This window comes from Pseudonocardia sp. HH130629-09, from assembly GCF_001294645.1.
GTDB lineage: Bacteria > Actinomycetota > Actinomycetes > Mycobacteriales > Pseudonocardiaceae > Pseudonocardia.
Map to the genome: position 1 here is coordinate 5,358,555 of NZ_CP011868.1, position 25,922 is coordinate 5,384,476.

General features: G+C 75.1%; 20 protein-coding genes. 10 read left to right on the forward strand and 10 right to left on the reverse strand.

The genetic code is table 11. The features are described 5' to 3' along the window. Positions 1–14 precede the first annotated feature (14 nt). Entirely contained in the window at positions 15–290 is a 276-nt protein-coding gene (locus XF36_RS24940) for a hypothetical protein (RefSeq protein ID WP_060713843.1), read from the reverse strand. Between the two features lie 129 nt (positions 291–419). On the opposite strand from XF36_RS24940, the gene XF36_RS24945 reads away from it, so the two are divergent. Then, entirely contained in the window at positions 420–1,484 is a 1,065-nt protein-coding gene (locus XF36_RS24945; protein WP_060713844.1) for a LacI family DNA-binding transcriptional regulator, read from the forward strand. A gap of 4 nt (positions 1,485–1,488) precedes the next feature. Here the strand turns inward: XF36_RS24945 and XF36_RS24950 are convergent, their stop codons facing one another. Next, entirely contained in the window at positions 1,489–2,280 is a 792-nt protein-coding gene (locus XF36_RS24950) for an IclR family transcriptional regulator (RefSeq protein WP_238589012.1), read from the reverse strand. A 169-nt stretch (positions 2,281–2,449) separates the two neighbouring features. Here XF36_RS24950 and XF36_RS24955 point away from each other — a divergent pair, with 169 nt between their 5' ends. Beyond that, on the forward strand, positions 2,450–3,562 hold the full coding sequence (locus tag XF36_RS24955) for a mandelate racemase/muconate lactonizing enzyme family protein (RefSeq protein ID WP_060713846.1): 1,113 nt from the start codon (positions 2,450–2,452) through the stop codon (positions 3,560–3,562). Then, positions 3,559–4,674, forward strand: coding sequence for an iron-containing alcohol dehydrogenase family protein (locus XF36_RS24960; RefSeq protein WP_060714962.1), 1,116 nt, complete (start codon positions 3,559–3,561; stop codon positions 4,672–4,674). The genes XF36_RS24955 and XF36_RS24960 overlap by 4 nt, the downstream gene beginning before the upstream one ends. Position 4,675: 1 nt before the next feature. Here XF36_RS24960 and hepT read toward each other — a convergent pair whose 3' ends face one another. Together hepT and XF36_RS24970 are read right to left on the reverse strand one after the other, a co-directional pair. After that, on the reverse strand, positions 4,676–5,083 hold the full coding sequence (gene hepT, locus XF36_RS24965; RefSeq protein WP_060713847.1) for a type VII toxin-antitoxin system HepT family RNase toxin: 408 nt from the start codon (positions 5,081–5,083) through the stop codon (positions 4,676–4,678). Next, entirely contained in the window at positions 5,073–5,459 is a 387-nt protein-coding gene (locus XF36_RS24970; protein WP_060713848.1) for a nucleotidyltransferase domain-containing protein, read from the reverse strand. Before XF36_RS24970 ends, hepT begins: the two co-directional genes overlap by 11 nt. Before the next feature lie 186 nt (positions 5,460–5,645). Here XF36_RS24970 and XF36_RS24975 point away from each other — a divergent pair, with 186 nt between their 5' ends. Together XF36_RS24975 and XF36_RS24980 are read left to right on the forward strand one after the other, a co-directional pair. Next, positions 5,646–7,649, forward strand: a complete 2,004-nt coding sequence (locus tag XF36_RS24975; RefSeq protein ID WP_060713849.1) for a glycosyltransferase — start codon at positions 5,646–5,648, stop codon at positions 7,647–7,649. Then, entirely contained in the window at positions 7,646–10,573 is a 2,928-nt protein-coding gene (locus XF36_RS24980) for an arabinosyltransferase domain-containing protein (protein ID WP_060713850.1), read from the forward strand. The genes XF36_RS24975 and XF36_RS24980 overlap by 4 nt, the downstream gene beginning before the upstream one ends. Positions 10,574–10,685: 112 nt before the next feature. Here XF36_RS24980 and XF36_RS24985 read toward each other — a convergent pair whose 3' ends face one another. Both XF36_RS24985 and XF36_RS24990 read right to left on the reverse strand, forming a co-directional pair. Continuing rightward, complete coding sequence (locus XF36_RS24985; RefSeq protein ID WP_060713851.1) at positions 10,686–12,584, reverse strand: glycosyltransferase; 1,899 nt, start codon at positions 12,582–12,584, stop codon at positions 10,686–10,688. A gap of 55 nt (positions 12,585–12,639) precedes the next feature. Further along, positions 12,640–15,864, reverse strand: coding sequence for an arabinosyltransferase domain-containing protein (locus tag XF36_RS24990; protein ID WP_060713852.1), 3,225 nt, complete (start codon positions 15,862–15,864; stop codon positions 12,640–12,642). A 204-nt stretch (positions 15,865–16,068) separates the two neighbouring features. On the opposite strand from XF36_RS24990, the gene XF36_RS31900 reads away from it, so the two are divergent. From XF36_RS31900 to XF36_RS25005, 3 genes are all read left to right on the forward strand, one after another. Continuing rightward, positions 16,069–18,594 (forward strand): acyltransferase family protein, encoded by a 2,526-nt coding sequence (locus XF36_RS31900; RefSeq protein WP_060713853.1) that lies wholly within the window; start codon positions 16,069–16,071, stop codon positions 18,592–18,594. Positions 18,595–18,882: 288 nt separating this feature from the next. Continuing rightward, a complete protein-coding gene (locus tag XF36_RS25000) occupies positions 18,883–19,569 on the forward strand; it encodes a hypothetical protein (protein WP_060713854.1) in 687 nt (228 codons plus the stop codon). Between the two features lie 10 nt (positions 19,570–19,579). After that, a complete protein-coding gene (locus XF36_RS25005; RefSeq protein ID WP_060714963.1) occupies positions 19,580–20,230 on the forward strand; it encodes a nitroreductase family protein in 651 nt (216 codons plus the stop codon). 13 nt (positions 20,231–20,243) lie between these two features. Here the strand turns inward: XF36_RS25005 and XF36_RS25010 are convergent, their stop codons facing one another. Both XF36_RS25010 and XF36_RS25015 read right to left on the reverse strand, forming a co-directional pair. Continuing rightward, positions 20,244–20,999, reverse strand: a complete 756-nt coding sequence (locus XF36_RS25010; RefSeq protein ID WP_060713855.1) for a decaprenylphospho-beta-D-erythro-pentofuranosid-2-ulose 2-reductase — start codon at positions 20,997–20,999, stop codon at positions 20,244–20,246. A gap of 20 nt (positions 21,000–21,019) precedes the next feature. Further along, entirely contained in the window at positions 21,020–22,426 is a 1,407-nt protein-coding gene (locus XF36_RS25015; RefSeq protein ID WP_060713856.1) for an FAD-binding oxidoreductase, read from the reverse strand. Positions 22,427–22,478: 52 nt separating this feature from the next. On the opposite strand from XF36_RS25015, the gene XF36_RS25020 reads away from it, so the two are divergent. Both XF36_RS25020 and XF36_RS25025 read left to right on the forward strand, forming a co-directional pair. Continuing rightward, positions 22,479–24,275: a hypothetical protein gene (locus tag XF36_RS25020; RefSeq protein ID WP_145981502.1), complete on the forward strand. Its 1,797-nt coding sequence runs from the start codon at positions 22,479–22,481 to the stop codon at positions 24,273–24,275. 17 nt (positions 24,276–24,292) lie between these two features. Continuing rightward, the gene (locus XF36_RS25025) at positions 24,293–24,895 is read left to right on the forward strand and encodes a DUF1707 SHOCT-like domain-containing protein (RefSeq protein ID WP_060713858.1); all 603 of its coding nucleotides are present in this window, start codon (positions 24,293–24,295) and stop codon (positions 24,893–24,895) included. 25 nt (positions 24,896–24,920) lie between these two features. On the opposite strand, the gene XF36_RS25030 is transcribed toward XF36_RS25025, so the two are convergent. After that, the gene (locus tag XF36_RS25030; protein ID WP_060714964.1) at positions 24,921–25,238 is read right to left on the reverse strand and encodes a transcriptional regulator; all 318 of its coding nucleotides are present in this window, start codon (positions 25,236–25,238) and stop codon (positions 24,921–24,923) included. Next, positions 25,235–25,846 (reverse strand): hypothetical protein, encoded by a 612-nt coding sequence (locus XF36_RS25035; protein WP_145981503.1) that lies wholly within the window; start codon positions 25,844–25,846, stop codon positions 25,235–25,237. Before XF36_RS25035 ends, XF36_RS25030 begins: the two co-directional genes overlap by 4 nt. Positions 25,847–25,922 lie beyond the last annotated feature (76 nt).

Sequence of the window (25,922 nt, forward strand, 5' to 3'; positions counted from 1 at the left end):
GGTGGCCCGGGGGATCATCGGCAGCTGTCCGCCTCCGGACACGGGGTCCGGTGACGGACGGCCGCCGGGGGCGGGTCGGCCCCCAGCGCCGTGAGGTCGTCGAGCAGGTCGGCGTGGGCGAGGGCCAGCGCGTCGAGCCGGTGACGGCGGCCCGGGACCCGTTCGTCCAGCAGGATCTCGAGCCGCTCGGTCTCGACCGCGTGCAGCCGTCGCCGGATCCGGGTCTCCCGGTCGTCGTCCGACGCGGCGGTCCCCGTCGGTGTCGTCGTGCTCCGTCGCCACCATCGCATCCGTATACTAAACCGGTTAATCTGACGGATCACAAGAGCTCGCGGCTCTGCTGGTGGGTCGGATAGTGAACCGCTTCACTTCATGGGTCCTGTCCGGGTCGGGCGGACCGCACGCGGGAGACTGGTCGGGTGGGCAGGAACGGGACGGGGGCCGGCCGGGTCACGCTGGCGACGATCGCCGAGGCGCTCGGTGTCTCCCGGGCGACGGTGTCGAACGCCTACAACCGTCCGGACAGGCTCAGTGCCCAGTTGCGGGCACAGGTGCTCCGCAAGGCCCACGAGCTGGGCTACGCCGGGCCGAACCCGGTCGCGGCGACCCTCGCGCGGGGGCGGATCGCGGCGATCGGCGTCGTCCTGGAGGACCCGATGTCGTTCGCCTTCGCCGATCCCGCGGCCTCCCTGTTGCTGCAGGGCATCAGCGAGGTCTGCGGGCAGCAGGACTCCGCGCTGGTCCTGATCCCCGGCCCGAGCGGGCCGATCGCGCGGGTCGCCCTGGTGGACGGGGTCATCTGCTACTGCGACCTGCCCGACGGGGCCGCGCTGGAGACGATCCGGGAACGCAGGCTCCCGTTCGTCGTCGTGGACGGCCCCGCGCACGACGGCGCCGGGCACGTGGGCATCGACGACCGGTCCGCGGCCCACGCCGCCGCACGTCACCTGCTCGACCTCGGGCACCGCCGGTTCGGCGTCGTCGCCATGCCGATGCACCCCGACGGGTGGGAGGGTCGCCCGTCGCCCGAGCGGGAGGCCACCGCCCACTTCCTGGGCACCCGTCGACGTATGGCCGGGTACCGGGACGCGCTCGCCGAGGCCGACCTCGGTCACGACGCGGCGGTCGTGGAGGAGCGGGCCCCCTACGGCCGGGACGCGGGCCGGCGGGCCGCCCACGTGCTGCTCGCGCGCGACCCCCGGCCGACCGCGGTGCTGGCGATGAGCGACGAGCTCGCCCTCGGGGTGCTCGACGCGGCCCTGTCGCTCGGGCTGGACGTGCCGGGGGATCTGTCGGTGGTCGGTTTCGACGACGTCCCGGGAGCGGCACTCGCGCGGCCGGCGCTGACGACCGTCCGGCAGCCGCACCGGGAGAAGGGCAGTGCGGCCGCGTCGATGCTGCTGCCGGGCCCCGTCCGGAAGGACCCGCTGGTCCTGCCCACCGACCTGGTGGTCCGGGGCTCGACCGGGCCCCGCCGGCCCTGAGCGTTCACCGGTGGTGTCCGGGACGGGAGCCCGGTGTCCACCCCAGCTCCGCCGACACCGCCGCGGCGGCGGCCGCGGTCGCCCGGCCCACCTCGTCGAACCGGCCGTCCAGGCGCGTGACCGGCCCGGACACGTTGAGTGCGGCGACCACCCGGCCGCGGAAGTCACGCACCGGTGCCGACACCCCGGCCACGCCCGGCTCGAACTCCTCGTGCGACTCGGCCCAGCCGTGCTCGGCGGCCTCCCGGATCGCCCGCCACAGCTGCGGGACCGTCCGCACCCGCGAACGCGGGTAGTCCGGCACCAGGTCCTCGACGGCGCCGAAGCGTACGAACAGCTCGTCGGGGGTGGCGTCGGAGAGCAGCACCCGGCCTGCCGAGGTGCACGGCAGCGGCGCGCGCCTGCCCTCCCAGCCGGTCGTGCGGAACGAGTGCCCGGACACCGTCCGCGCCGTCAGCAGTGCGTCGTCGCGCAGCACGCACAGGTGCACGGTCTCCTCGGTCGCGGCGGCCAGCCGGTGCAGCACCGGTTCGGCGACGGCCGTCAGCCGGCTGTCCGTCCCCCGCGCGGCCAGGGAGAACAGCCGCCATCCCAGCCGGTAGACGAGCGTGTCCTCGTCCCGCTCGACCAGTCCCGCGTCGGCGAGGGCCCGCAGCGCGCGCGAGACCTGGCTCTTCTCCCGCCCGGTCAGCCGGGCGACGGCGGTGACGCCCAGCCCGTCGGTGTGCACGGCCTCGTCCGACGCCAGTGCCTCCAGCAGCGCGACGTCGCGGCCGAGCCCGTAGCCGTTGTGCACCCCGGCCACGCTAGTACCGGTTGCCCTGAGCGCAACGATGATCTCGATTCCCGGCCGGACCTGGCGCGGCCGCGCGGACGTCGGAGATTCTGCGCTCAACCGGCTCGGGGCGCACCGCCCCCGATCGCGCCCCGAGCCGGAACCAGCTCCCGACACGATCCCGGACCTGATGAAGATCACCGACATCACGCTGGACCGGGTGCGGCTCCCGCTGGACCCGCCGCTGCGCGCCGCCTGGGACCCCGATCCCCGCACCGTGTTCGACGCGACGATCGTCCGCGTCCACACCGACGACGGCGTCGTCGGCATCGGTTCCGGCGACACGATGGACGGCTTCGACGCCTACCGGCACCTCTTCGTCGGCACCGACCCGCTCGCGATCGCCCGGCACGTCCGCGCGATCGAGACCTGCGCGCTGCACGGCGGTCACTACTGGCCGCTGGAGGCGGCGCTGTGGGACCTCGCGGGCAAGGTCGCCGGACTGCCCGTCGCGACCCTGTTCGGCGGCACGTACGAGGCCGTGCCCGCCTACGCGTCGTTCTGCGTGCTGCGCCCGCCCGCCGAGCGCGCCGAGGTGGCGCACCGGGTCGCCGAGGAGGGCTTCCGCGCGGTCAAGATCCGGGTCGACCGGGACCGCGCCGAGGAGGGCGTCGCCGCCGTCGCCGCGGTGCGGCAGGCGCTCGGCGCGGATTTCGCGATCATGGTGGACCTCAACCAGGCGTGGCGGATGGCCGGCGACGTCGCCCCCGCCACCGACCTCGCCGCTACCCGGCGCCTCGTCCGGCGGCTCGCCGAGCTGGACGTGTTCTGGGTCGAGGAGCCCCTGCCCTACGCCGACGCCGACGGCATGCGCACCCTGCGCGCCGACAACCCGGGACTGCGGATCGCGGCGGGGGAGATGCAGCGCTCCTTCGGCGAGCTGCTGCGCCTGCTCGACGGCGACGCGCTCGACGTGTACCAGCCCGACGTCGTCCTGGCGGCCGGCATGAGCCGGGTCCGCACGCTGGCCGAGCTCGCGTTGCTGCGCCACCGCGCGTTCACCCCGCACAGCTGGACCAACGGCATCGGCGTGCTCGCGAACCTGCACGTCAGTGCCGGCGTCGGCGGCGGACCGTACTTCGAGTTCCCCTACGACCCGCCGGACTGGACACCGGCGCGTCGCGACTTCCCGCTGGCGCAGCCCCTGACCGTCGGCGACGACGGCATGCTGGCGGTCCCGAGCACCCCCGGCCTCGGGTTCACCCTCGACGAGGAGGCGATCGCACGGTGGCGGGTCCGGTGAACGGGTTCACGGTCGAGGCGACCTGCGCCCTGGAGTTCGGTCCCGGCGAGGTCGCCCGGGTCCCCGCGCTGGTCGACGGGCTCGGTGGGACGGCGGCGTTCGTCGTCACCGATGCCGGGCTGCGCGCCACCGGCATCGTCGACCGGGTCGTCGGCGACCTCACCGCGGCCGGGCTGCGGACCGAGGTGTTCGACGGCATCGGCCCCAACCCGTCGACGACGGCCGTCGAGCACGGCGCGACGACGCTGCGCGCGTTCGGCTCCTGCGTGGTCGTCGCGATCGGCGGCGGCTCGGTGCTCGACGCGGCCAAGGGCATCGCGCTGCTCGCGACCCACCACGGCGCCCGTGCCACCGACGACCTGTGGTCCTCTCCGACCCCCGGGCTGCCGCTGGTCGCGGTCCCCACCACGGCCGGGACGGGCGCGGAGACCAACGGGTTCGGCGTCGTCGAGGACACCTGCGCCAAGCGGAAGGTCTATCTGGGCCACGCCTCGGTCCGGCCGCGCGTCGCGGTCCTCGACCCGGAGCTGACCGCCGGCCTGCCACCCGCGGCGACGGCCGCGACCGGCTTCGACGCGCTCGTCCACGGCGTCGAGTCGCTCGCCTCCCGCGGCGCCAACCCGGTCTCCGACGCCGCCGCGGCGCAGGCCGTCGCGCTGGTGGGCCGGTGGCTGCCCGTCGCCGTCGACGACGGCGCCGACCTCGAGGCCCGCGCGCAGCTGCTGCTCGGCGCGCACCTGGCGGGCCAGGCGCTGACCGTCTCCGGGCTCGGCCTGGTCCACGGCATCGCGCACGCGGTCACCGCGCACACGGGCACCCCGCACGGGGTCGCGCTCGCGTCGGTGAACGAGCAGGTCATGCGCTGGAGCGCCGCCGCCGCGGCGCAGGCGTACACCCGGGCCGGAGCCGCGCTGGGGACCGGCGACGCCGTGGCCGGGATCGCCGCGCTCGTCGAGGGCATCGGTGTCCGGCGCCCGCTGCACGAGCTCGGCGTGGACCGGGAGCTGTTGCCGGTGCTGGCGGCCGCCGCCGTCGTGGACCCGGTGACGGCCAACGCGCCGCGGACACCGACCGAGGACGACGTGCGGGAGATCCTCGACGCGGCCTGGTGACTCAGAGCCGCGCCGCCACCGCAGCGACGAACGCCTCCAGGTCGGACAGGTCCCCGAGACGGGCGACGACGATCTCGTCGTCGACCTCGACGTAGTCGTGCACGAGCACGTTGCGGAAGCCGACCGCCCGCGCGACCCGCTGTGCGACCTCGTCGTCGACGAAGCCGTGCCTGCCGAGCAGCCGCAGCGCATCGGCGTTCGTCGCGGGCGGGCCCCACCCCTCGGACGAGCAGACGTGCTGGGCGACGTCGACGCAGCCCTCGATCGCCGTCACGAACAGGTACTTGACCCCGCTGAGCCACAGCCGGTCGGCCCGCCGGTCCCGGTCCGCGGCCGCCTCCGCCCGCAGCACCGCCAGGTCATCGGTGACCGACCGGAGCAGCCGGGCCACCCGCGCCTCATCCACCATGGGCGCTCCGCACGTTCTCCAGGAACTCCCGGTGGGCGCGGGTGATCCGCGGCAGCTCGTCGGCGTAGATCTTGCGGGTGGTCGCGACCCAGCGCACCCGGGCGGGCGGGTCGTCGTCGAACAGGAGCTCGCCGTGCATCGCGACCCGGCCCGCCAGCTCCAGCGGCGCCGAGTTCAGCACCAGCAGGTCGACGCCGGAGGGCAGGTCCAGGTCGAACGCGGCCGGGGGCGCGACCGCCCACCAGGCCGCGACGTCGAGGTCCGAGGACTCCCGCGCCCGGCCGCCCACCGCCCGGCTGCCGTGGACGAACCCGAACCGCGCACCGCGGGAGCGCAGCACGGCTGCGGCCTCCGCGCGCAGGGCCGGTTCGTCCATGTCGCCAGTCTGGCACGGTCGGTGACCCGGACGATCCACACCGCTCACCCGCCGCGCCCGCCCGCCTCCCGGCTCCCGCACCGTGCGCGGCTACGCTCGCGCACGACTCCACCCGGACCCGGGCGGACCGGCAGCGCCGCCGCCCGGGACCCCAGCGCCCCCGCGACGACAGAGGCAGCTCCTGCGATGACCACGACGGACCAGCGAGGTCAGGTGTCCCCCACCACCCCGGCCACGACCAGCGGCGAGACGCTGCTGCAGCGGGTGGTCCTGCCCCGGCCCGCCGACCCCACCGCCGTCCGCGCGCTCTACCTCGACGAGCGCCCCGGCACCACGCTCACCCCGGTCGAGCCGCTCGCCGAGGAGCGGGCGCGGCCGCTCTCGCTGACCGTGTCGACCATCGGCGGCCGCCGCACCCGCATCCTCGACCGCACCGGCGCCACCGTCCTGGCGGCCACCGAGGTCTCCTTCGGCGCCTACTTCAACGCCTTCGCCGCGGGCTACTGGCGGGCCTGGTCGACGCTCACCAGCATCGAGCTGCGGCTGGACCTGGAGGGCTCGGGCCGCGTCGACGTGTACCGGACCAAGGCCGACGGGTCGCAGATCGTCGTCGCGGGCGAGGTCGTCGAGGGCCGTCGCCGGGTCACCCTCGAGCTGGACCTGCGCCCCTTCGAGGACGGCGGCTGGTACTGGTTCGACCTGTCCACCGACGACGCGGACCTCACCCTGCACGGCGGCGGCTGGCACGCCCCGCACGACGCGCCGGGGCGCGCGGCCGTCGTCGTCGGGATGCCGACGTTCAACCGGCCCGCCGACTGCGTCGCCACCCTCACCGCGCTCGGCTCCGACCCGCAGGTCCGGGACGTGATCACCGCGGTGATCCTGCCGGACCAGGGCACCCGCAAGGTCCGCGACGAGGCCGGCTACGAGCAGGCCGCGGCCGCGCTCGGGGACCGGCTGCGGATCATCGACCAGCCCAACCTGGGCGGCTCCGGCGGCTACGCCCGGATCATGTACGAGGTCCTGCACGGCACCGGCCCGCACGCGGGCGGGATCGACTGCGAGCAGATCCTCTACATGGACGACGACATCCTGCTGGAGCCCGAGTCGGTGCTGCGCGCGGTCGCGTTCAGCCGGTTCGCCCGCGAGCCGATGCTCGTCGGCGGGCAGATGCTGTCGCTGCAGGCGCGCTCGCAGCTGTCCACGATGGGCGAGGTCGTCGACCGCAACCAGTTCCTGTGGCGCCCTGCCCCGGAGACCGAGGCCCACCACGACCTCGCCGCCCGCACCCTGCGCCAGACCCGCTGGCTGCACCGCCGCGTCGACGTCGACTACAACGCCTGGTGGATGTGCCTGATCCCGCGCCGCGCCGCGGAGCAGCTGGGCCTGCCGCTGCCGCTGTTCATCAAGTGGGACGACGCCGAGTACGGCCTGCGCGCCCGCGCCGCCGGCTTCCGCACCGCGACCGTCCCGGGCGTCGCGATCTGGCACATGTCCTTCATCGAGAAGGACGACTCCTCGGACTGGCAGGCCTACTTCCACTACCGCAACCGGCTCGTCGCCGCGGCCCTGCACGGCCCCGACGACCCGCGCGCGATGCTGAAGGAGACCTTCAAGCGCACCCTGCGCCACCTGATGCTCATGGAGTACTCGGCGGTCGCGCTGCAGATCAAGGGCTTCACCGACTTCCTCGCGGGCCCCGAGGCGCTGTTCCCGAAGCTGCCCGTGGTGCTCGACGAGATCAGGGCCCTGCGGGCGCAGTACGACGACGGCCGCCCGCTCGAGTCCGCCACCGAGGTGCCGCCGGCCGAGCTCGACGCGCTCGGCGCGCAGCTGTTCCCGAAGCCCCCGGTGGGCCGGGCGAAGGCCGCGGTCGGTCTCGCCCGCGGGGTGCTGCGCAACCTGCGCACCCCGGACCCGGCGCTGCGCGAGCGCCCGCAGCGCAACGTGCCGTGGCGCAACGCCCAGTGGTTCGTGTTGGCCGGCCTGGACTCCGCGACGGTGTCCACACCGGACGGCCGCGGGGTCACCTTCCGCCGTCGTGACCCGGCGATGTTCAAGGAGATGGTCGCGGAGTCGTTCCGGCTGCACCGCGCCGTCGCCGCGGACTGGGACGGCCTGCGTGCCCGTTACCGGGCGGCGGCGCCCGTGCTGACCGGCAAGGACGGTTGGAAGCAGATCTTCGAGTGAGCCCCGCCCGCCGGGGGCCGCTGCTGCTCCTGCTCGGCGTCGTCACCTGCCTGCTCGGCCTCGCCGCCGCGCTCGCCCCGGTCGACGCCGAGGACCCGGTCGTCACCTGGCCCCGGGCCGGCCAGGCGCCGACGAGCACGGTGCTGCCGCTCGCGCCGTACCGGCCGCTGGAGTTCTCCGCGACCGTCCCGTGCGCCGCGGCGGCCGCTCTCGGCGAGGGCGACGTGCTGCGGACGATGCCCGCCGCGCAGGAGAACCCGGTGACCGCGCCGGGCTTCGTCGCGAGCGTGTCAGGCGGGACGCTCACGCTGCGCACCGGCGACCGGGTGCTCGCCACCGCACCCGCCGCGTCGGGCTGTGTGTTCGAGGTGACCTCCGCCGACGGCGGCACCGTCCTCGCCCGCGACGGGGCGGTCCTCGCCGAGCGCCTCGACATCGCGACGCCGCAGGTCTCCGAGCTCGCCACCGACCTCACCGGGCCCGCCGCGGCCGGGCTCGCGGTCACCCTGCACACCGATGCGCGCTACGCGTCGTCGCCGTCGCCGCTGAAGGTGGCGCTGCTGGTCGCGCACCTGCTCGCCCTGGCCGCCACCCTCGCCGTCGCCGTGCGGACCTGGACCGGCACCCGCCGGGTGTTCGACGCGCCGGTCCGCCCGGGGGTCGCCGACCTCGTCGTGCTCGTCGTGAGCTGCGCCTGGGCGGTGCTCGGGCCGCTCAACATCGACGACTCCTGGTACGCACTGATGGCCCGCCAGGGTGCCGACACCGGGACGATCGGCAACGCGATCTACCAGCTCGACGTCACCGAGGCACCGTTCACGACCAGCCAGTACCTGCTGCAGTGGTGGGGGTCGCTGGTCGGCTGGGGCCTCGGGCCGCTGCGCGTGGTGCCGGTCGTGCTGGGCCTGCTGACCTGGGTGCTGCTGCGGTACACCCTCGCCGCGCTCGCGGGTCGGGCCGGGGTCCGGCCCGGGGTGGTCGCCGCGCTCGCCGTCGCGCACCTGGCCTGGTTCCTGCCCTACGGCATCTCCCTGCGCCCCGAGCCCGCCGGGACCGTGGCCGCCGCCGGGGTGGTGCTGCTCGTCGTCGCCGCCCGCCGCACCGGGGCGGTCGGACTGCTGGCGCCGGCCGTCGTCGTCGCGGTGGTGGGGGTGACGACCGCGCCGACCGCGCTGGTCGCCGCGATGCCGTTGCTGCTCGCGCTGCCGCTGGTGTGGTGGCACCTCGTGCACGCGCGGTGGGCGACCCGGCTCGCGACGGCCGCCGTCGCGTTCGCCGCCGCGAGCGCCGTCGTACCGCTCGGGCTGGCCGACCAGACCCTCGCCGACGTGCGCGAGTCCGTCGCCGTGCACCGCTGGTACTACTTCCAGTACCAGTGGTACTCCGAGTTCGTCCACTACGCGAACCTGCTCGGCCCCGACGACCAGGGCACCTGGGGGCGACGCCTGCCGGTCCTGCTGACCGTCGCCGTCCTCGCGCTTGGCGCGGTGCGGCTCGCGACGCGGCGCGGCACCGGCGGCCCGCTCGGCCGGGCACTCGGGTTCGCGCTCGCGGCGACCGCGCTCGGCCTCGTCGCCGTCGCGGTCAGCCCGACCAAGTGGGTGAACCACTTCGGTGCCGTCGCCGCACCCGCGACGCTGCTGCTCGGCATCGCGCTCGCCCGCGGCCCGCTGCCGCGCCACGCCCCGGTCCGGCTCGTCGCGGTGGGGACGGCCGTGCTCGGCGTCGTCGCCGCGGTGGTCTACGCCGGGCCGAACCTGTGGCGCCCGTTCTCCGACTGGGGCCAGCCCTTCGGCAACCACTCGGTCCTCGACGCGCCGATCCACCAGCAGGTCCTCGCCCCGCACCTCGGGCCGCTGTACCTGCGCAGTCAGCTGCTGTGGCTGCTCGTCGCCGCCGCCGCGCTGTGGTGGGCCCAGCGACGGGGGCGGACTCCCCGGCCGGACCGGGCGGTGCTGCGCGTCGCCACGGCGGGTGGCGTCGCGCTGATGCTCGTCGTGTTCGGCGTGGCTCCGGTGCAGCAGGCCCCCGGCGCGTCGGTGGCCTCGATGAACCTGGCCATGCTGACCGGCGACGGCTGCGGGCTGGCCGACGCGCTGACCGTCACCGTCCCCGGCGACGCGACGCCCCCGCCCCCGAGCACGCCGCCCCGCCTCACCGGGGTGATGCGGGAGGGCCCCCCGCCCGACCGCCCGTCGATCCCCGGCCCCGTCTGGCACACTGAGGACGCCGGCACCGGCACCCTCGACGCCGGCTGGTTCGCCGTCCCGGCCGGGACCACGCGGCTGCTCCTACCGCTGACCGGGGACCTGCGGAGCGACCAGAGCGTCCGGATCGACACCGGCGCGGGCGCGGTCACGGTCGACCTGCCCGGGGTGAAGCTCGGCGACTGGCGGGACGTGGCGGTCGCCCTGCCCGGCCCGGCCGACCGGGTCCGGCTCGTCGTCGACGACCGGACGGTCGGCCCGGACACCTGGCTCGCCGTCGGCGCCCCGCTGCCCGCCCGCGAGCTGCCCGCCCGCACGGTGCTCGGCGACGCCCCGGTGTTCGCCGACCAGGCCTCGGCGGTGCTGTGGCCCTGCCAGGACCAGATCGCGGTACGCCACGGCATCGCGCAGGCCCCGCAGTGGCGGCTGCGCACCGGCGACAATCTGGAGGGCGCGACCGAGTCCACCGCGTTCTTCCCGGCGAACGGCGGGACGCTCGCCGGCATCGACCGCACCGCGACCTTCGACGAGATGCCCTCGCGGCTCGACCCGCCGGCCGGGCGCGCCATGTTCGCGCCGGCGCACGTCGAACGGGTGCGCTACGAGCACCCGACCGACGGCTACGACCTCACCGTGGGCACCCAGCGGCGGTGGGGGTGGGAGCGGCTGCCGACCCTGGCCACCCGCGACTACACCGGCCGGGACTTCCTGGGCTGAGCGGCGCACGCCCGTCCGTCGTCGGTGTCCACACCCGTTCTCCGGCGTCCACACCGGTCACGACCGTGTGGACGCCCGGGGAGGGGTGTGGATGCCGCGGAGCCGGGCCGGCTCAGCCCGCGTCGTAGAGCCGGGCCCAGGTCTCCCGCGAGGTGAGCCGCGGCTCGGCGGCCTTCCACTCCCTGGCGGCCTGCGGGCCCTCGTTCCAGAGCCGGCGCACCGTCTGCACCCCGCGCGTGGTGAGTTCGCGCAGCCGCTCCCGGTCGCGGGTCCGGATCCGGACACCGGTCTCGGCCATGTCGGTGACGATCGCGCGCTCGAACAGCGACACGTGCCACCAGTGCGCCTCACCGGCCGGGACCATCCCGGAGCGGAACGGCACCCGCCCGGTGGCCTGCAGCACGGCGCGCTTCACCCAGGTCCGCACGACCTTCGACGGCTTGTGCCCGGCCAGGTGCACGACGGACTCGCGCACGTCGAGCCCGGCCTGGGCCAGCGGCACCGCCGTCGTCTCGGGGTAGGCGGCCCGAATCCGGCGGATCTCCGCCGCCGCGGCGGCGGAGCCGTCGTCGAGCACCGAGGGGCCGCGCAGGAAGTCGTCGACGGCGGTCAGCAGCGTCGCCGCCAGCCCGTACTGCATCGCGACCAGGTACTGGGCCAGCAGCTCGACGATCGTCGTGGTCACCGTGCGCCGGTCGAAGCCGGTGCGCAGGGCGGCGGTGATCAGGCCGTTGCGCTGGTTGAAGTAGCGGTGCCACTCGTCCCAGTCCTTCCAGCCGAAGTCGGCGTGCCACACGGCGGCACCGGGCAGCGACACCGTGGCGAAGCCGCGCTCGCGGGCGCGGTAGCCGAACTCGACGTCGTCCCACTGGAAGAACAGCGGCAGCGGGTATCCGATGGCCCGCACGACCGGCGCGGGGATCAGGCAGGACCACCAGCCGTTGTACTCGGTGTCGACCCGCTGCTCCTGCACGATCGGCAGCAGCCGCTCGTCGCGGCCGAGGAGGAAGCCCTCCTCCAGGGCGCCGGGGACGGGCATGCCCACCCGCAGCTTCTCGGGCACGGCGTACTCGGCGGTGATGTGGACGTGCCCCGGGTGGAGCAGGTTCAGCATCTGCCCGCCGACGATCGTCGGCGCGGTGGTGCAGGCGGCGAACCCGGTCAGCCGGACGACGATCTCCGGGTCGAGCAGCACGTCGTCGTCCATGAGCAGGACGTCGTGGTCGTCGGCCGGGTCGCCGGCGGTCGCCTCGTAGAGCCCGCGGGTGAAGCCGCCCGCGCCGCCCAGGTTGGGCTGGCGCTGGTAGGCGAGCCGGTCGCCGAACGCCGCGGCCAGCGGCGCGAACCGGTCGCGCGACTCCAGCGGGTCGCTGCCCTGGTCGACCACCCGGACGGTCGCCACGCGGGCCAGCGCGGCCGGGTCGTCGAGCAGCGCCTGCAGCGTGTTCAGGCAGTCCTCGACGCGGTTGTGGGTGCAGATCGTGATCGAGGTGGGTCGCGGCGGGCGGGGCACCGCGACCGTCCACTCGACGTCGGACACGGTCAGTGTGCCGGTGTCGGTCGCGAACTCCAGCCAGAGCCCGCCGCCGTCGACGAAGCGGTCGATCGCCCCGGTCAGCTCGACGACGCCGCCGCCGTCGACGCCGGTGGTGGCGACGGCGCGGGCGACCTTGTTCGTGTCCGAGGCCATCAGCCACACCCGGCCGCGACCCGCGGCGCGCAGGGACACCCGCACCTCGGGTACCGCGGTCCAGCGCTGCCAGTAGGTGGCGTGCAGCCGTCCCCAGTAGGTGTTGGTGGTGACGTGGGTGGCCGGGACCAGCTCGATCAGGCTCCGCTCGCGGCGGGCGGCGCCGCGCAGGACCTCGGCGTAGAGGTCCTCGGGCACCAGGTGCGTCGGCCCGGTGAAGGGGCCACGCTGCACGACCAGCCGTCCGGGGCGGGCCCCACCGGCGGTGTCGTCGGCCGGGGCGGGCTCGCCCCCGCGGAGGGGCCGGGCGGTGTCCAGCATGGCTCTCGCTCTCGCCTCACATCTCGGATCGGACAGGACGAAGTCTGCCGGGGCCTCAGTTCGGCAGTGGCGTCGGGTCCGGCGAGGGTGCCCCGGCCTGCCCGACCTGCTGCCAGCCCCACAGGGTCCGCTCGCCGTCCTGCACCGGGGCGGGGACCGCCCGCGGGTCGTAGGGCTCGACGAGCCGGATCTGGCCCCAGTCGAAGTCCCATGCGCCGGGCAGGTAGGTCGGGACGTAGCGCTGGGCGGCGGTCCGGACCAGCCAGCCCTGCGGGCCGCCGAACCGGCTGCGGCCCCACTCGTCGGCGACGGTGCGCTGCTGCGGGTCGGCGAGCATCCGGAACACCGGCACGTCGGCGATGCCCCGGTGCACGCCGAAGCGCGTCACACAGGGATGCACGAACGACGTCGCCCAGTCCAGGTACGCGGTGCCGCGGGCGGCGATCGTCGTCAGCGGGGTCAGCCGGGGCACCCGGGGCTGCGCGACGGCGACCCACGCCCCGGTGCCGATGCCGCGGTCGGACACGATCACCCGCACCCGGTCGGCGTCGGCGGCCGGCCGGCCCGCGAGGTCGACGCGCAGGTCCCGCCACGCCTGGCCGCCGGAGGCGCCGCCGGAGTAGTCCGAGGTGCTGCTGACGGCCCCGCCGGGCTCGATCTCGTCGACGACGGCGCCGTCCCGGGCGAACTGCAGGGTCACGGTGTTGCCGCCGCCGATCGTCCCGGCGACGCCGAGGACCAGCGGTGCGGAGCCGTTGCGGGCCGCGGCGGGCAGCGTGTGCCACGCCGAGCGGTAGTCGCCGACGTTCTCCGGGGCCGGCGACCAGCTGCCCATGACCGGTCCGCCCAGCGGGCCGGTGCCGGTGACGCCGGGGCGGTCGTCGCCGTCGCCGGTGTTGTCGCGCAGTGATCCCGGTCCGGTCGGCGGCAGGCCCTCGGGCGTGAAGCCCTCGGCCAGCGGGCCCGGGTCCGCGACGCCCGCCGGTTCCGGCGCGGTCGGCAGCACGTTCGCGGCCGGGTCGGTCTCCACCTGGATGCGCCCGGCGAGCCCGCACCGCGACCCGGTGGGGTCGGTCAGCACGTCGGCGCCCAGGGAGTACGAACCGGCCTGCTTCTCCATGCCCTTGGCCATCGACGCGACCTGGAACAGGACCATGAGCGCGCAGATCACCGCGATCGGCGCCGACCCGAGGCGGACGGCCTGGACGGTGCCGATGCGGCCGCGCCGGCGGCCGAGGGTCCGTCGCACCGGGCGCGGCACCCCGGAGGTCGAGCGCAGGTGCTCCACCCCGGCGACGACGAGCGAGAGGAACGCCAGGACCAGCAGCACCGTCGTCGCCTGGATCCCGCTCACCGACACCGGCTTGTCGAACCACGGCACGCCCCAGTTCGAGACGTACCACCAGGTGTTCGGACCGCGGAACGCCAGCGCCGTCACCGCGAGCACCGCGGCCAGGAACAGCGCCTGGTTGCGCCGCGAGCGCAGGACCCCGGTGCTCGTCGCGAGCGCGGCCAGCGCCGCGACACCCGAGGCGAGGGCGGCGAACGCGCCGAAGTGGTGGGTCCACTTCGTCGGGGTGAGGGCCAGCACGGCGAACGACAGCGCGGTGCTCGCGAGCAGCCGCCGCGAGAACCCGAGTGCGGCGCCCGGGATGCGGCCCCGGCGCAGCAGCACGACCGTCGAGACGGTCACGCACAGCCACAGCAGCAGGACCGGGAAGCGGCGCTGCAGCGAGCCGTCGCGGCTGTCGCTGAACAGCAGGTCGTAGCGGGCGAGCTCCTGGTACCAGGGCAGGTTCGGGCCGATGTCCTGGCGGACCCGGGTGGCCTCGGCGACGGTGGCGAGGGTCTGGTCGCCGAACACGGCGGTGAGCACGATCAGCCCGGCCGCGAGCAGCGGCCCGAAGGTCGCCGCCCAGCCGGTGGTGCGGATCCGTTCGGTGAACAGCCGCAGCAGGGGGCGGGCCGCGGCCAGGAACGGGGCCAGCGCGATGAGGCCGGTCGGCGTCGCCGCGACGGCGAACGCCCCCGCGACGAGCGCCCCCGCGACCGGCATCAGCCGCCGGGTGGCCAGCGCGCGCTCCAGCATCACGAACGACACCAGCGCCGCGATCACGACGACCGTCTCCGGGCGCAGCCCGTTGTTGTACGGCAGCCAGAAGCAGAGGAACACCCCGGCCGCGGCCCATCCCGCGGAACGGCTGCGCCGGACCTGGGCGCCGAGGCGGGGCAGCAGTGCCCGGCTGATCAGGAACCAGGACGCGACGCCCATCGCCAGCGCCGGGACGCGCAGCCACAGCACCGACTCCGAGACCCCGCTCCACAGCGAGTACAGCTGGTAGAACCAGCCGAACGGCGCCTCGGGGACGTCGAACCAGCGGTGGTAGTTGCCGATGTAGCCGGCCGTGTCGTTGCCCCGGGAGATGTCGAGGATGTACCCGTCGTCGCTGGTCATCGACCCGATGAGGGCCCACACGACCAGGACGCCGACGACGACGGCGTCCCGCAGGTCGTCCTGCCCGCGCAGCCGCCGGGCCAGCCGGCGGCCGTGCACGACGCGGCGGGCGTCGGCGTCGTCGATCCGGCGCAGGAAGAACAGCGCGCCGAACAGCGCGACGATCGCGACGCCCCCCGCGACGAGCTTGAGCGTCGAGGCGTCGGAGTCGTAGCGGTTGTCGGTGTCGAACCGGACGCTCGTGCCGCCCATCGGGTCACGGGCCGCGTCCAGGTCGGAGTGGATCCCGGTGAGCTGCGGGCGGCCGTCACCGGCGAACTCGTACAGCGTGGTGCCGCCCAGCGTCGCCGTCGTCGCGTCGAAGTCCGAGGTGAACGTGAGGTCGCAGGGCCCGCCCGGCGGGGGGAGCGGCGCGGTGGCGATGCGCTGGCCGCGGTTGTCGAGGGTGACCACCCCGTCGGCGACGGCGACGCGCAGACCGACCGTGTCGCCGTCCGGGGCGTCGGTGGGCGTCGTGGACAGCACGGTCGCGCGGCCGGGGGACCGGTCGTCGAGGCTGCGGTTCGCGTCGCAGCCGATCGTCGCGGTCAGGCTCTCCGGCCGGTACGCGACCAGCGGGGCGTTCAGCGGCGCGGTGCCGGTCGTGGCGTTCGGCCAGGTGACGGTCGCCGTGTTCTGCACGACCGGCAGGAACGGGATCGCCAGCGCCAGCACCGCCGACAGCAGGCCCAGTGCGGCGGCGAGGAGGCGGTCGGTCGGACGCGACCGGCGGTCGGTGGAGCCCGATCCCGGGCGGGGATCGGCCTCCGTTGCGGCGGTCAGCACCCGGACGAGGCTAGACGCCACCCCGTGATCATCCGTGACACCCCCGTGACCCGTAACCGTTGGACCGGTCGGCCTAGTCCACTCGGCTGGGTGCTCAAGGTCGACTGCCCTCTGTTTCCATGACTCAGCGTGATGAGATGCGACGAACGGGCACTGTTCGGGTGTCACCGGTGACGGTGGTGATCGACTCTCGTTGGGTCGGGTGTGAGCATCTGCACCGATTCGCGCACGACGGCCGACGACCCGGCCGGCGTCGCGTCCGCCGTCGGCGGCACCGCGCCCGAACAGGGTGCTCCGGCCGTCCGAAGTGGAGGAGACGGCGGCGGTGAGGTGCTCGCGCTGACCGGTCTGCGGATCGTCGCCGCGCTCTGGGTCGTCGCGTTCCACTTCCACTTCACCCCGATGGCGGGTGTGGAGACGGTGAACGACTGGCTCGGGCCGCTGATCACGCAGGGCGCGCTCGGCGTCGACCTGTTCTTCGTCCTGAGCGGTTTCGTGATCGCCTGGACCTACCTCGACCAGCTGGGCCCGCGGCTGCGGCTGCGCGAGGCCGGCGGGTTCGTGTGGGCCCGTGCGGCGCGGATGTGGCCCGCCTACGTGGTGGTCCTCCACCTCTTCGGCGTGTGGCTCGTGGCGCGGCTGGTGTTCGGGTCGACGACCGATGTCGTCTACCAGTCGGTGCAGCCGTCGTTCACCGTCGGCGCGTGGCTGGAGCAGCTGTTCGGCGTACAGATGTGGGACGAGCAGTACCTCGACGGCGCGTCCTGGATCGGCCCGACGTGGTCGATCAGCGCCGAGTGGCTCGCCTACCTGCTGTTCCCGCTGTTGGCCCTCGGCTTCTTCCGGCTGCGGAACCTGCCGTTCGCGGTGCTGGCGGTGGGGTCGCTGCTCTGCACCGCACCGATGGCGGCCGCGTTCCTCGTGGTCGGGTCGCCGTACTACCCGTACAGCTGGCTGGTCCGGGTCCTCGGCGGGTTCTCCGCGGGCGTCCTGGCGATGCTGGCCGTGCGGCGGCTGCGCGCCACCGAGCGGACCCGCTCCGCGGCCTCGACGACGGCGACGTTCACCGTCGCCGCGGTCCCGTTCGTCCTGCTGGCGGGGTCCGTCCTCGGCGGCGGGCTGCACGGCCTGGCCGTCGTCGCCTTCCCGATCCTGGTCGGGGCCCTCGCGCTCGCCGACCGCGGACCGGTGCACCACCTGCTGACCCGTGGCCCGGTGGTGCACGGAGGGCGGATCTCCTACGCCCTCTACCTGGTCCACATCCCGATGTTCGAGATCTTCTGGTTCCTGAGCGACTCCGGTGTCCTCCCCCGCGGCGGGGAGACGGGGCATCTGATCGCGCTCACCGTCTTCGTGGGGACTCTGCCCGTGGCACACCTGCTGTACTCGCTCGTCGAACGTCCCGCGCGCCGGTGGATGCGGGGCCGCACCCGGCCCGCCCCCGAGGCGGTCGAGGCGGTCGTCGCCCACGACCCGGTCCCCGCCGCCCGTCGTGTCGTGGACAACGACGCGGCGCGCCGTGACCCGGAGACCTCCGTGCTGGCGGTGGTCACCGACGAGCCGGTGACCTCGGTGCTGCCGGTCGTGTCGGCCGGACCGGCCGCGGACCCCGCCCCGGCGGTGCCCGTCCGGCGGACGGCGCCAGAGCCTGCCCCGTCGCGGTCGTTCGCGCCGACGCAGGGCGCCCCTGCACAGGGCGCACCGATGCACCCGGGCCCGCCGACGCCTCCGGGCGCAGCGCAGAACGTGCCGACGCAGCAGAGCGCGTCGTCCGAGCAGGGCGCCGTGCAGCGGCCCGCCTCGTCGCAGTTCTCCGTTCAGCAGTCCGCCGTTCCGCAGCCCGCCCGGCCGCAGCCGGTCGCCGCTCGGCCCGGCGCCGGAGATCAGCCGGCTGCCGCTCGGCCCCGCACCGGGGAGCAGCCGGTCGTCGCAGCCCGGCCGGTGGCCGGGGACGAGCCCGGCGGCATGCCGCCGGTGACCGAGGCGCTGCCGGTGGTCCGCCGCCGCTCGGCGGGCCCCGCCGTCGCGACGACGTCGGGCTGGACCCCCACCACGCCTGCGGAGCAGGACCCGGCCGACGACGCGCGCACCGCGGCCATGCCGCTCGTCCGGCCCGTCGCGGCCCCGTCCGCGCCGGTCGCCGAACCCGAGCCCACCGCCCCGGCGTCCGAGCCGGCTCCGGCCGACCCGATCGCCGTCCCGGCGCCCGCGCTGCCCACCCGGGCACCGCGCCGCCCCGAGGCCGACCCCGCCGACGTGCCCGCCGCGGCCGAGATCGACGTCCCGGCCCCGGCCGGTTCGGCCCGCTGGGTGCTGGAGCGCCTGGCCGCGGCCCGGGCCGCCGACTTCGACGGCGCCGGGCACAGCGACCTCTCGGAGGACCTGGTGGCCGTCGCCCGGATGCGCAGCGGCGGCGCCGAGACCGGCGGGGACCTGTTCACCCCGGTCGTGGAGGGCACCGGCACCACCTCCGGCGTCGACCGGATGGAGCGGCTGCGGTCGCTGCACATCGCGGCCCGTGAGCTCGCCGACGACCGTGGTGTCGTCCCGGCGCCGCGGGCGATCCGCTCCGCCTCGGTGCTGCCCGGCACGCGGACCGGCGTCGAGAACTGCGGCCGCGCCGGCCGCCGTCGCGACGACGCCCACGCCAGCGCCGCGACCCCGATCGTCGCCGCCTCGGGTGCGGCCGCATCCCGTCGCCCCCGGAAGAAGCCGGCGCACGGGGCCTGAGACACCGCTGGGGAGCGGGTAACACGGCCGTGCCCCCGGACCACCACCGTGGTCCGGGGGCACGGCCGCGTCCGCCGACCCGCGCCGGATCCGGTCCGCGGGGTGGGGAGACCGGGCGGTGCCCGCCGGGCGGCGGTCCGCGCACCGGGCGAGCGGTCCGGTGACGCCGCATCCCGGTGCCCGGGACGTGACGCCGGTGCCCGGACACCGAGGCGCCGCGTCGGCGACAATGGACGTGCCCGCCCGTCGCGCCCCAGGACGGGTCCCGCCCACCGACGCGATGGACCGATGATCCCCACGACCCCGCCCCTCGCCGACCTGCCCGAGCCCACCGGTGCCGCACCGCCGGAGCGGGCCGCACTGCACTGGTACCTGCGCCTGGTCCGCCACCACCTGGGCCGTGGCCCCTACCTCGACGTGGCGGGTGCCGGCGGGGCGCTGCTCGCCGGGCTGGCGCGGCTCGGCCCGGCCTCGGGGCTGGCCGGCTCGGAGGCCGAGGCAGAGCGGACGCGCGCCGGTGCGCCGGGCTGCCCCGTGCACCTGAGCCTCGACGCCCTGCCGGGTCCGGTCGCCTCGCTGACCGCGGTGGAGGTGCTCGACCGGCTGCCGGACCCCGCGCTCGCCGGTGACCTCGGCCCGGGCGGCTGGTTCCGGGCGCTCGAACCGGGCGGGCACGCCCTCGTCGTCGCCGCCGACGCCGAGGGCCGGGGCCGCGAGCTCGCCGGCGCCCGCTGGGTGCCGCCCCGGGTCCCGCGCGGGCACCTGCGGATCCGGGAGATCCTCGTCGCCGCCGGGTTCGAGATCGTCCGCGAGGGCTCCGACGGGCTGACCCGCGGCCCCTACGGCGGCATCCCCACCTGGGCCGACCCGCGGCTGGCCGCGACCCGCGCGCAGCGGTCCGCGGGGCGGCTCACCTGCGAGGCCGGATCGGGGGAGCGCGCGGTGATCATCGCGAGGAGGCCGCCGGCGCCGTAGCGTGCGGGGCATGAGCGATGTGCTGCCCCTCGGGCCCGACGAGCTGCTCACCACCACACGATCGGTCCGCAGGCGCCTTGACCTGGAGCGTCCGGTCCCGCTGGAGGTGGTCCGGGACAGCCTGGAGGTCGCGCTACAGGCCCCCAGCGGCTCCAACCAGCAGGGCTGGCACTGGCTGGTGCTCACCGACCCCGAGAAGCGCAGGGCGGTCGGCGAGTACTACCGCACGGCGTTCACCGCCTACCGGAACTCCTCGCAGTACCCGACCACACGCTCCAGCGGCGACGCCGACCGCGACGCCACCCAGCTCCGGGTGGCCGACAGCGCGCAGTACCTCGCGGACCGGATGGGCGAGGTCCCGGTGCTGATCATCGCCGCGATGAACGCAAAGGCCGAGCTGCCGGCCGCGAACCAGGCCGGGATGTGGGGCTCGCTGCTGCCGGCGGCGTGGAGCCTGCAGCTCGCCCTGCGCGCCCGCGGCCTGGGCAGCGCCTGGACGACCCTGCACCTGCAGTACGAGAAGGAGATCGCCGGGCTCCTGGGCATCCCGGACGACGTGCGACAGGGCGTCCTGCTGCCGGTCGCGTACTACACCGGTGACACGTTCAAGCCCGCGAAGCGCCAGCCGCTCGACACCGTCCTGCACGTCGACGGCTGGTAGGCCGCCTCACGGATCAGATCGGGAGCCTGCGGAACAGCGGCCGGGGCACGTGGCGCAGGGCGCTCATCACGAAGCGCATCGGGGCCGGTGCCCAGACCAGCTCCTTCCCCGTCCGCACCGCGTCGACGATCACGTCGGCGACGGCCCGCGGCGTCGTGGCGAGCGGTGCGGCGTCGAGCCCCTCGGTCATCTTCGAGTGCACGAAGCCGGGCCGGACGATCGTGACCGTCACGCCGAACTCGCGCAGCGCCTCGGTGAGCCCGGTGTAGAACGCGTCCATCCCGGCCTTGGTGGAGCCGTAGACGAAGTTCGAGCGGCGGGCCCGCTCCCCGGCGACCGAGGAGATCGCGACGAGCGCGCCGTGGCCCTGCTCGCGGAAGCGCTCGGCCAGCGCGACCCCGGTGGAGACGGTCGCGGTGTAGTTGACCTGCGCGAGCTCGACGGCGTGGTCGACGTCGGTCCAGGCCTTCTCGTTGTCGCCGAGCAGCCCGAACGCCACGACGGCGACGTCGATGTCCCCGCCGGCGAAGGCCTTCTTCACGACCTCGGGGTGGGTCTCGATGCGCGTGGCGTCGAACTCGACGGTCTCCACGCCGCACCCGAGTGCCTCGAGCTCGGCGCGGGCGGCGTCGAGCCGGGGGCCGGGGCGGGCGGCGAGCACGACCCGCAACGGGCGGTCCGCGGCGAACGCGCGCACGGTGGCCAGGCCGATCTCGGAGGTGCCGCCGAGGAGCAGGATGCTCTGCGGGTTGCCGACTGCGTCGATCATGATGGTGCTGGCTCCGGACGTCAGAGGGTCAGTGCGAGGCGGCGGGACATGTCGGAGGCGAAGACGCCGGTGGGATCGACGCCGTCACGGATCGCCTTCCACTCGGCGAACCGCGGGTAGCCGGCGGCGAAGGCCTCCGGCGACGTGCGCGACTCCTTCGCCAGGTACAGCCGCCCGCCGGCGGCCAGCACCATCTCGTCGAGCTCCGTGCAGAACCGGGACAGCCCGTTCGCGATCGGGAAGTCGACGGTGATCGTCCAGCCCTTGGTCGGGAACGACAGCGGTGCGTCGTTGCCCGCGCCGAAGCGCTTGAACACGTTCAGCCCGGACTTGTGCGGCGACGCCGCGATCTTCTCGAGGATGCGGCGCAGCTCGGTCTCCGCCCCCATCGGGACGACGAACTGGTACTGCAGGAAGCCCTTCGAGCCGTAGACCCGGTTCCAGTCCCCGAACACGTCGAGCACCTGGTAGAAGGCCGTGATGTTCTGCACCGAGCCGCGCTGGCGCTTCGGGGCCTTGCGGAACCACAGCTCGGAGAACGCGGTCAGCGACAGCTTGTTGGCCAGCCCGTTCGGGAAGACGTCGGGGAAGGTCAGCAGCTGCGGCGCGTCGAACTTCAGCGGCTCGGACCGCAGCTTCGCGGGGAGCTGGTCGACGGTCGCGAGCGAGCCGCGGGTCAGCACCGAGCGGCCCATCCGGGCCCCGGTCGCGGTGGTGTCGAACCAGGCGGCGGAGTAGCCGTAGGTGTCGTCGGAGCCGTCGGTGAGCAGCTCCAGCAGACCGTCGAGGTCGTCGGTGCGGTCGGTGTCGACCACGAAGTACGCCGACTCGGTCCGGTGCAGGCGGACCTTCGCCCGCACGATGACGCCGGTCAGGCCCATCCCGCCGACGGTCGCCCAGAACAGCGCGGAGTCCGGTCCGGACGGGGTCAGCTCGCGGACCGAGCCGTCCGCGGTCACCAGCTGCAGCCACTCGACGTGGTTGCCGAAGCTGCCCTTGGTGTGGTGGTTCTTGCCGTGCACGTCGGCACCGATCGCGCCGCCGATGGTGACCTGGCGGGTGCCCGGCAGCACCGGGACCCACCGGCCGAGCGGCAGCGCGGCGCGCATGAGCTGGTCCAGGCTGACGCCCGCGTCCACGTCCGCGACACCGGAGTCCGGGTCGATCGCGTGGATCCGGCTGAGTCCCGGCATGTCGAGGACGACCCCGCCCGCGTTCTGCGCGGGGTCGCCGTAGGAGCGGCCGAGCCCGCGGGCGATCACTCCGCGCTCGCCCGCCGTGCGGACGGCCTCGGCCACGTCCTCGGCGTCGCGCGGGGTGACGAGCTGGGCGGTCGTCGGTGCGGTCCGTCCCCAGCCGTGCAGGGACGCGGTCCGCCGCGCCGGGGCGTCGGTCCTGGTGCTGCTGGGAACGGTCGTGTCCGTCATCGTCGCCAGGGTAGCGAGGGGCACCGACGGCGACGGGTGCGACCCTGGGCGGGTGCTCGATGAGCGGCAGGCCCGCCTCCCGCTGCCACCGGCGCGGCGCCGGGGTGCGACCGCGGGGCTGTACGTGCTGCTCGGGGTCGGCTACCTGCTGGTCTCGCTGTGGCTGCAGCGCCGGGTGCTCGCCGACCCGGGCGGTCTGCTGATCGGCCACGTCACCGCCGACGCCGACATGTTCTCCTGGTGGCTCCACTGGCTCCCGTTCGCCGTGACGCACGGGGAGAACCCGCTGGTCACCGACTGGATGCACTGGCCGTACGGGCTGAACGCACTGTGGAACACCGCGGTCCCGCTGCTGGCGCTGGCGCTCGCCCCGGTGACCCTGGTCGCGGGCTCGGTGACCGCGTTCAACGTCGGCCTGATCCTCGGCCCGGTCGTCTCCGGGCTGGTGCTGGTCGCCGCGCTCGGCCCGTACGTGGGCCGGACCGGCCGCGGCTGGGCCGCCCGCGGGATTGCCGGTGCGCTGTACGCGTTCTCCCCGTTCCACCTCGCGCACGCGATCGCCGGGCACCTGAATCTCACGTGGTCGGTGCTGCCGCCGCTGCTCCTGCTCCTCGCGCACCACCTGTTCGCGCGCGGGCCGCTGCGCCGGCCGTGGCGGTTGGGGACGCTGACCGGGCTCGCGCTGGTCGGGCAGCTCGTCCTCTACACCCAGACCCTCGCGATCGGTGTGATCTTCCTGGTCGTCACCGCGATCGTGCTCGCGCTGCGCTTCCCGCGCCGGGTCCGCGCGCACCTGCCCGGGCTGGTCCGGGCCGGTCTCGCCTGCGTCGGGGTGTTCGTGGTGCTGGGCGCCTACCCGCTGTACCTGGTGCTGGCCGGGCCGAGCCGGCCGCGCGGCGCGATCCGCAACGTGCACGCCACCGGGGCGGATCTGGCGAACCTGCTGGTCCCGACCCGGCTGACCGCCGTCCGGGCGACGCCCGACGGCGTCGACACCGAGCTCGGCGGCCACATCGGCGAGCAGGGTGGTTACGTCGGGCTCGCCGTGCTGGCGCTGGTCGTCGTCGCCGTGCTGCTCGTCCGGTCGACCACGCTGCGGGTCGTCGCGGCGGTGGGGCTCCTGTCCTGGGTCGCCTCGCTCGGCACGAGCGTGGTGCTGCTGGGCGAGTACACGGAGATCCCGCTGCCCTGGCTCGGGTTCGCCGAGGTCCCGCTGCTGTCGGAGGTCGAGCCGGTCCGCATACAGGTGGTGACGGCGCTCTGCGTCGCCGTCGTGGTCGCGCTCTGGGTGGACCGGATGCCGCTCGGCACCCCGGCGACCGCCGTCGGCGCCGCCGCGCTGACCGGGCTGGCGGTCGTGTCCTGGCTGCCGGCCGACGCCCAGGAGGTCCGGCCGGCCCCGGTGCCGGAGTTCTTCGCCGCCGGCGCGGCGCCGCTGGGACCGTCCGACGTGGTCGAGATCTACCCGCGGATCACCGCCGCCTGGGACGACGGCGCGCAGGGCCTGCGCTGGCAGGCCGCCTCCGGTCCGGCGTTCCGGATCCGGGGCGGCTACTTCATCGCCTCCGACCCCGAGGACGACGTCGCGATCCAGTCCCGGTGGAACCGCTACCAGATCGGCGCGCAGTGGGTCGCCGACGGCAAGGACGAGCCCAGCGACGACTACGCCGCCGCCGCTCACCGCGAGCAGCGCGACCTGGGGATCACCGCCGTCGCGTTCGTCCCCGGGTACGCCGGGGGAGACGAGGCCAGGGCGCTGGCCTGGACCCGCCGGGTGACCGGCGACCCCGGCCGGTTCGACGGCGGGGTGTGGCTGTTCCGGCTGCCGGACGGCGCACCCGTCGGCTAGGTGTTTACCCTGGTGGGGTGACCGGTGCGCGGCTACCCGGAGAGGGTCGGGAGATCAGGATCTCCGACGCCGACCGCGAGCGCGTCGCGGCGCGGCTCAACCACGCGTTGGGCGAGGGCCGCATCTCGGTCGACGAGCTGCAGGAGCGGCTGTCGGTCGTCTACGGAGCCAGGTTCGGCTCCGATCTCGTGCCGGTGCTGTCCGACCTGCCCGGTGACCCGCTGAACCTGTCCGCGGACGTCCTCGCCACCCCCGTCGGTCCGCCGACGGTGCTGCGCGGTGGCGTCGGCGGGGTCAAGCGCCGTGGCGACTGGGTGGTCCCGGCCCGGCTGCGGGTGCAGACCTCCCTCGGCGCGGTGCTGCTGGACTTCTGCGACGCGCGGCTGCCCCTGCCCGTCGTCGAGATCGAGCTGGAGCTCGGCGCCGGCTCGGCCCGGCTGCTCGTCCCGGAGAACGCCACCGCCGACGTCGACGGCCTCGTCTCCCAGTACGGCTCGGTCCGCTCGAAGCTGCCCAGCCGCGCGGTCCACGGCCGCCCGCACTTCCGGGTGTACGGCCGCACGGCAGCGGGGTCGGTGTCGGTGCGGACCCGCTACACCTTCGCCGGCCGCCACTTCTGAACGCCGTCGCCCGGCCGGGGGCCGGTCACGAGGACACCTCCGACGGGTCGGTGGCCGGGTCGAGGAGCGCCCGCAGCGCGGCCGTGTAGTCCTCGAAAGCCCGCCGACCGGTTCTCGTCAGCTCGACGAAGGTCACCGGGGTGCGTCGCTGGTGGGTCTTGGTGATCGCGACGTAGCCCGCGTCCTCCAGCTTGCGCAGGTGGGTGGACAGGTTGCCCGCGGTCATGCCGAGCAGCTCCTGCAGGCGCGGGAAGGTCATGCGGTCGCCGTCGTCGAGGGCGGCAAGGGTAGCGGTGACCCGCAGCCGTGCCTGGGCGTGGATGACGGGGTCGAGCTCGGTCACCGGGCCGCCCGCGCCCGCGTCCACAGCCCGGTGGCGACCAGGGCGCCCCCACCGACGACGGCCAGCACCAGTGCGTGCCACGGCGCGGGCACGAACGGCAGCGCCGCCCCGAGCACCAGCAGGCCGAGTCCGAGGGCGTAGTCGGGGACGTTGCGCCAGACCGCCGCCCCGACCGCGAACAGGCCACCGGTCACGAACACGAACAGCGCGGGCATGGCGTAGCCGACCGGGGCCCCTAGCCGGCCGAGGCCGATCACCAGCGCGACGACGCCGACCATCGCCACCGGCCAGACCCAGCCGTAGAGGGCGCCGTGCAGCCGGCTCGGCCCGGTGACGCCGCGGCCCATCCGGGCGCCGACCACGCCGCTGCCCACCGACCCACCGACGATGGCCAGCCCCGTGAGGACGCCCGCGGTGATCGCGGTGACCGCGCCGGTCCCGCTCGCGAACCAGGAGAGCCCGATGACCGCCCAGGCGGCGCCCCAGATCAGATAGAAGAGCCAGTACGGCGGGACCTGCCGGGCCTGCTCGCGTTCGATGATCGCGAGGGCGTCGGCCGGTGAGCGCGGCGGCTGGTCGTCGACGTCGGTTCTCGTACGGTCCTGCACGGTGCCCTCCGGTGCCAACTGGTTTGCTCTGTCAGGAACGTTGTACTGCAAAGCTTGCTTCCTTGTCCACGGCCGG

Coding starts and splice junctions, on each gene's coding strand:
- XF36_RS25005 (WP_060714963.1), top strand. CDS start 19,580: ATGAGCGATGTGCTGCCCCTCGGGCCCGACGAGCTGCTCACCACCACA.
- XF36_RS25010 (WP_060713855.1), bottom strand. CDS start 20,999: ATGATCGACGCAGTCGGCAACCCGCAGAGCATCCTGCTCCTCGGCGGC.
- XF36_RS24955 (WP_060713846.1), top strand. CDS start 2,450: ATGAAGATCACCGACATCACGCTGGACCGGGTGCGGCTCCCGCTGGAC.
- XF36_RS24970 (WP_060713848.1), bottom strand. CDS start 5,459: ATGGACGAACCGGCCCTGCGCGCGGAGGCCGCAGCCGTGCTGCGCTCC.
- XF36_RS24975 (WP_060713849.1), top strand. CDS start 5,646: ATGACCACGACGGACCAGCGAGGTCAGGTGTCCCCCACCACCCCGGCC.
- hepT (WP_060713847.1), bottom strand. CDS start 5,083: ATGGTGGATGAGGCGCGGGTGGCCCGGCTGCTCCGGTCGGTCACCGAT.
- XF36_RS25015 (WP_060713856.1), bottom strand. CDS start 22,426: ATGACGGACACGACCGTTCCCAGCAGCACCAGGACCGACGCCCCGGCG.
- XF36_RS25000 (WP_060713854.1), top strand. CDS start 18,883: ATGATCCCCACGACCCCGCCCCTCGCCGACCTGCCCGAGCCCACCGGT.
- XF36_RS24985 (WP_060713851.1), bottom strand. CDS start 12,584: ATGCTGGACACCGCCCGGCCCCTCCGCGGGGGCGAGCCCGCCCCGGCC.
- XF36_RS24940 (WP_060713843.1), bottom strand. CDS start 290: ATGCGATGGTGGCGACGGAGCACGACGACACCGACGGGGACCGCCGCG.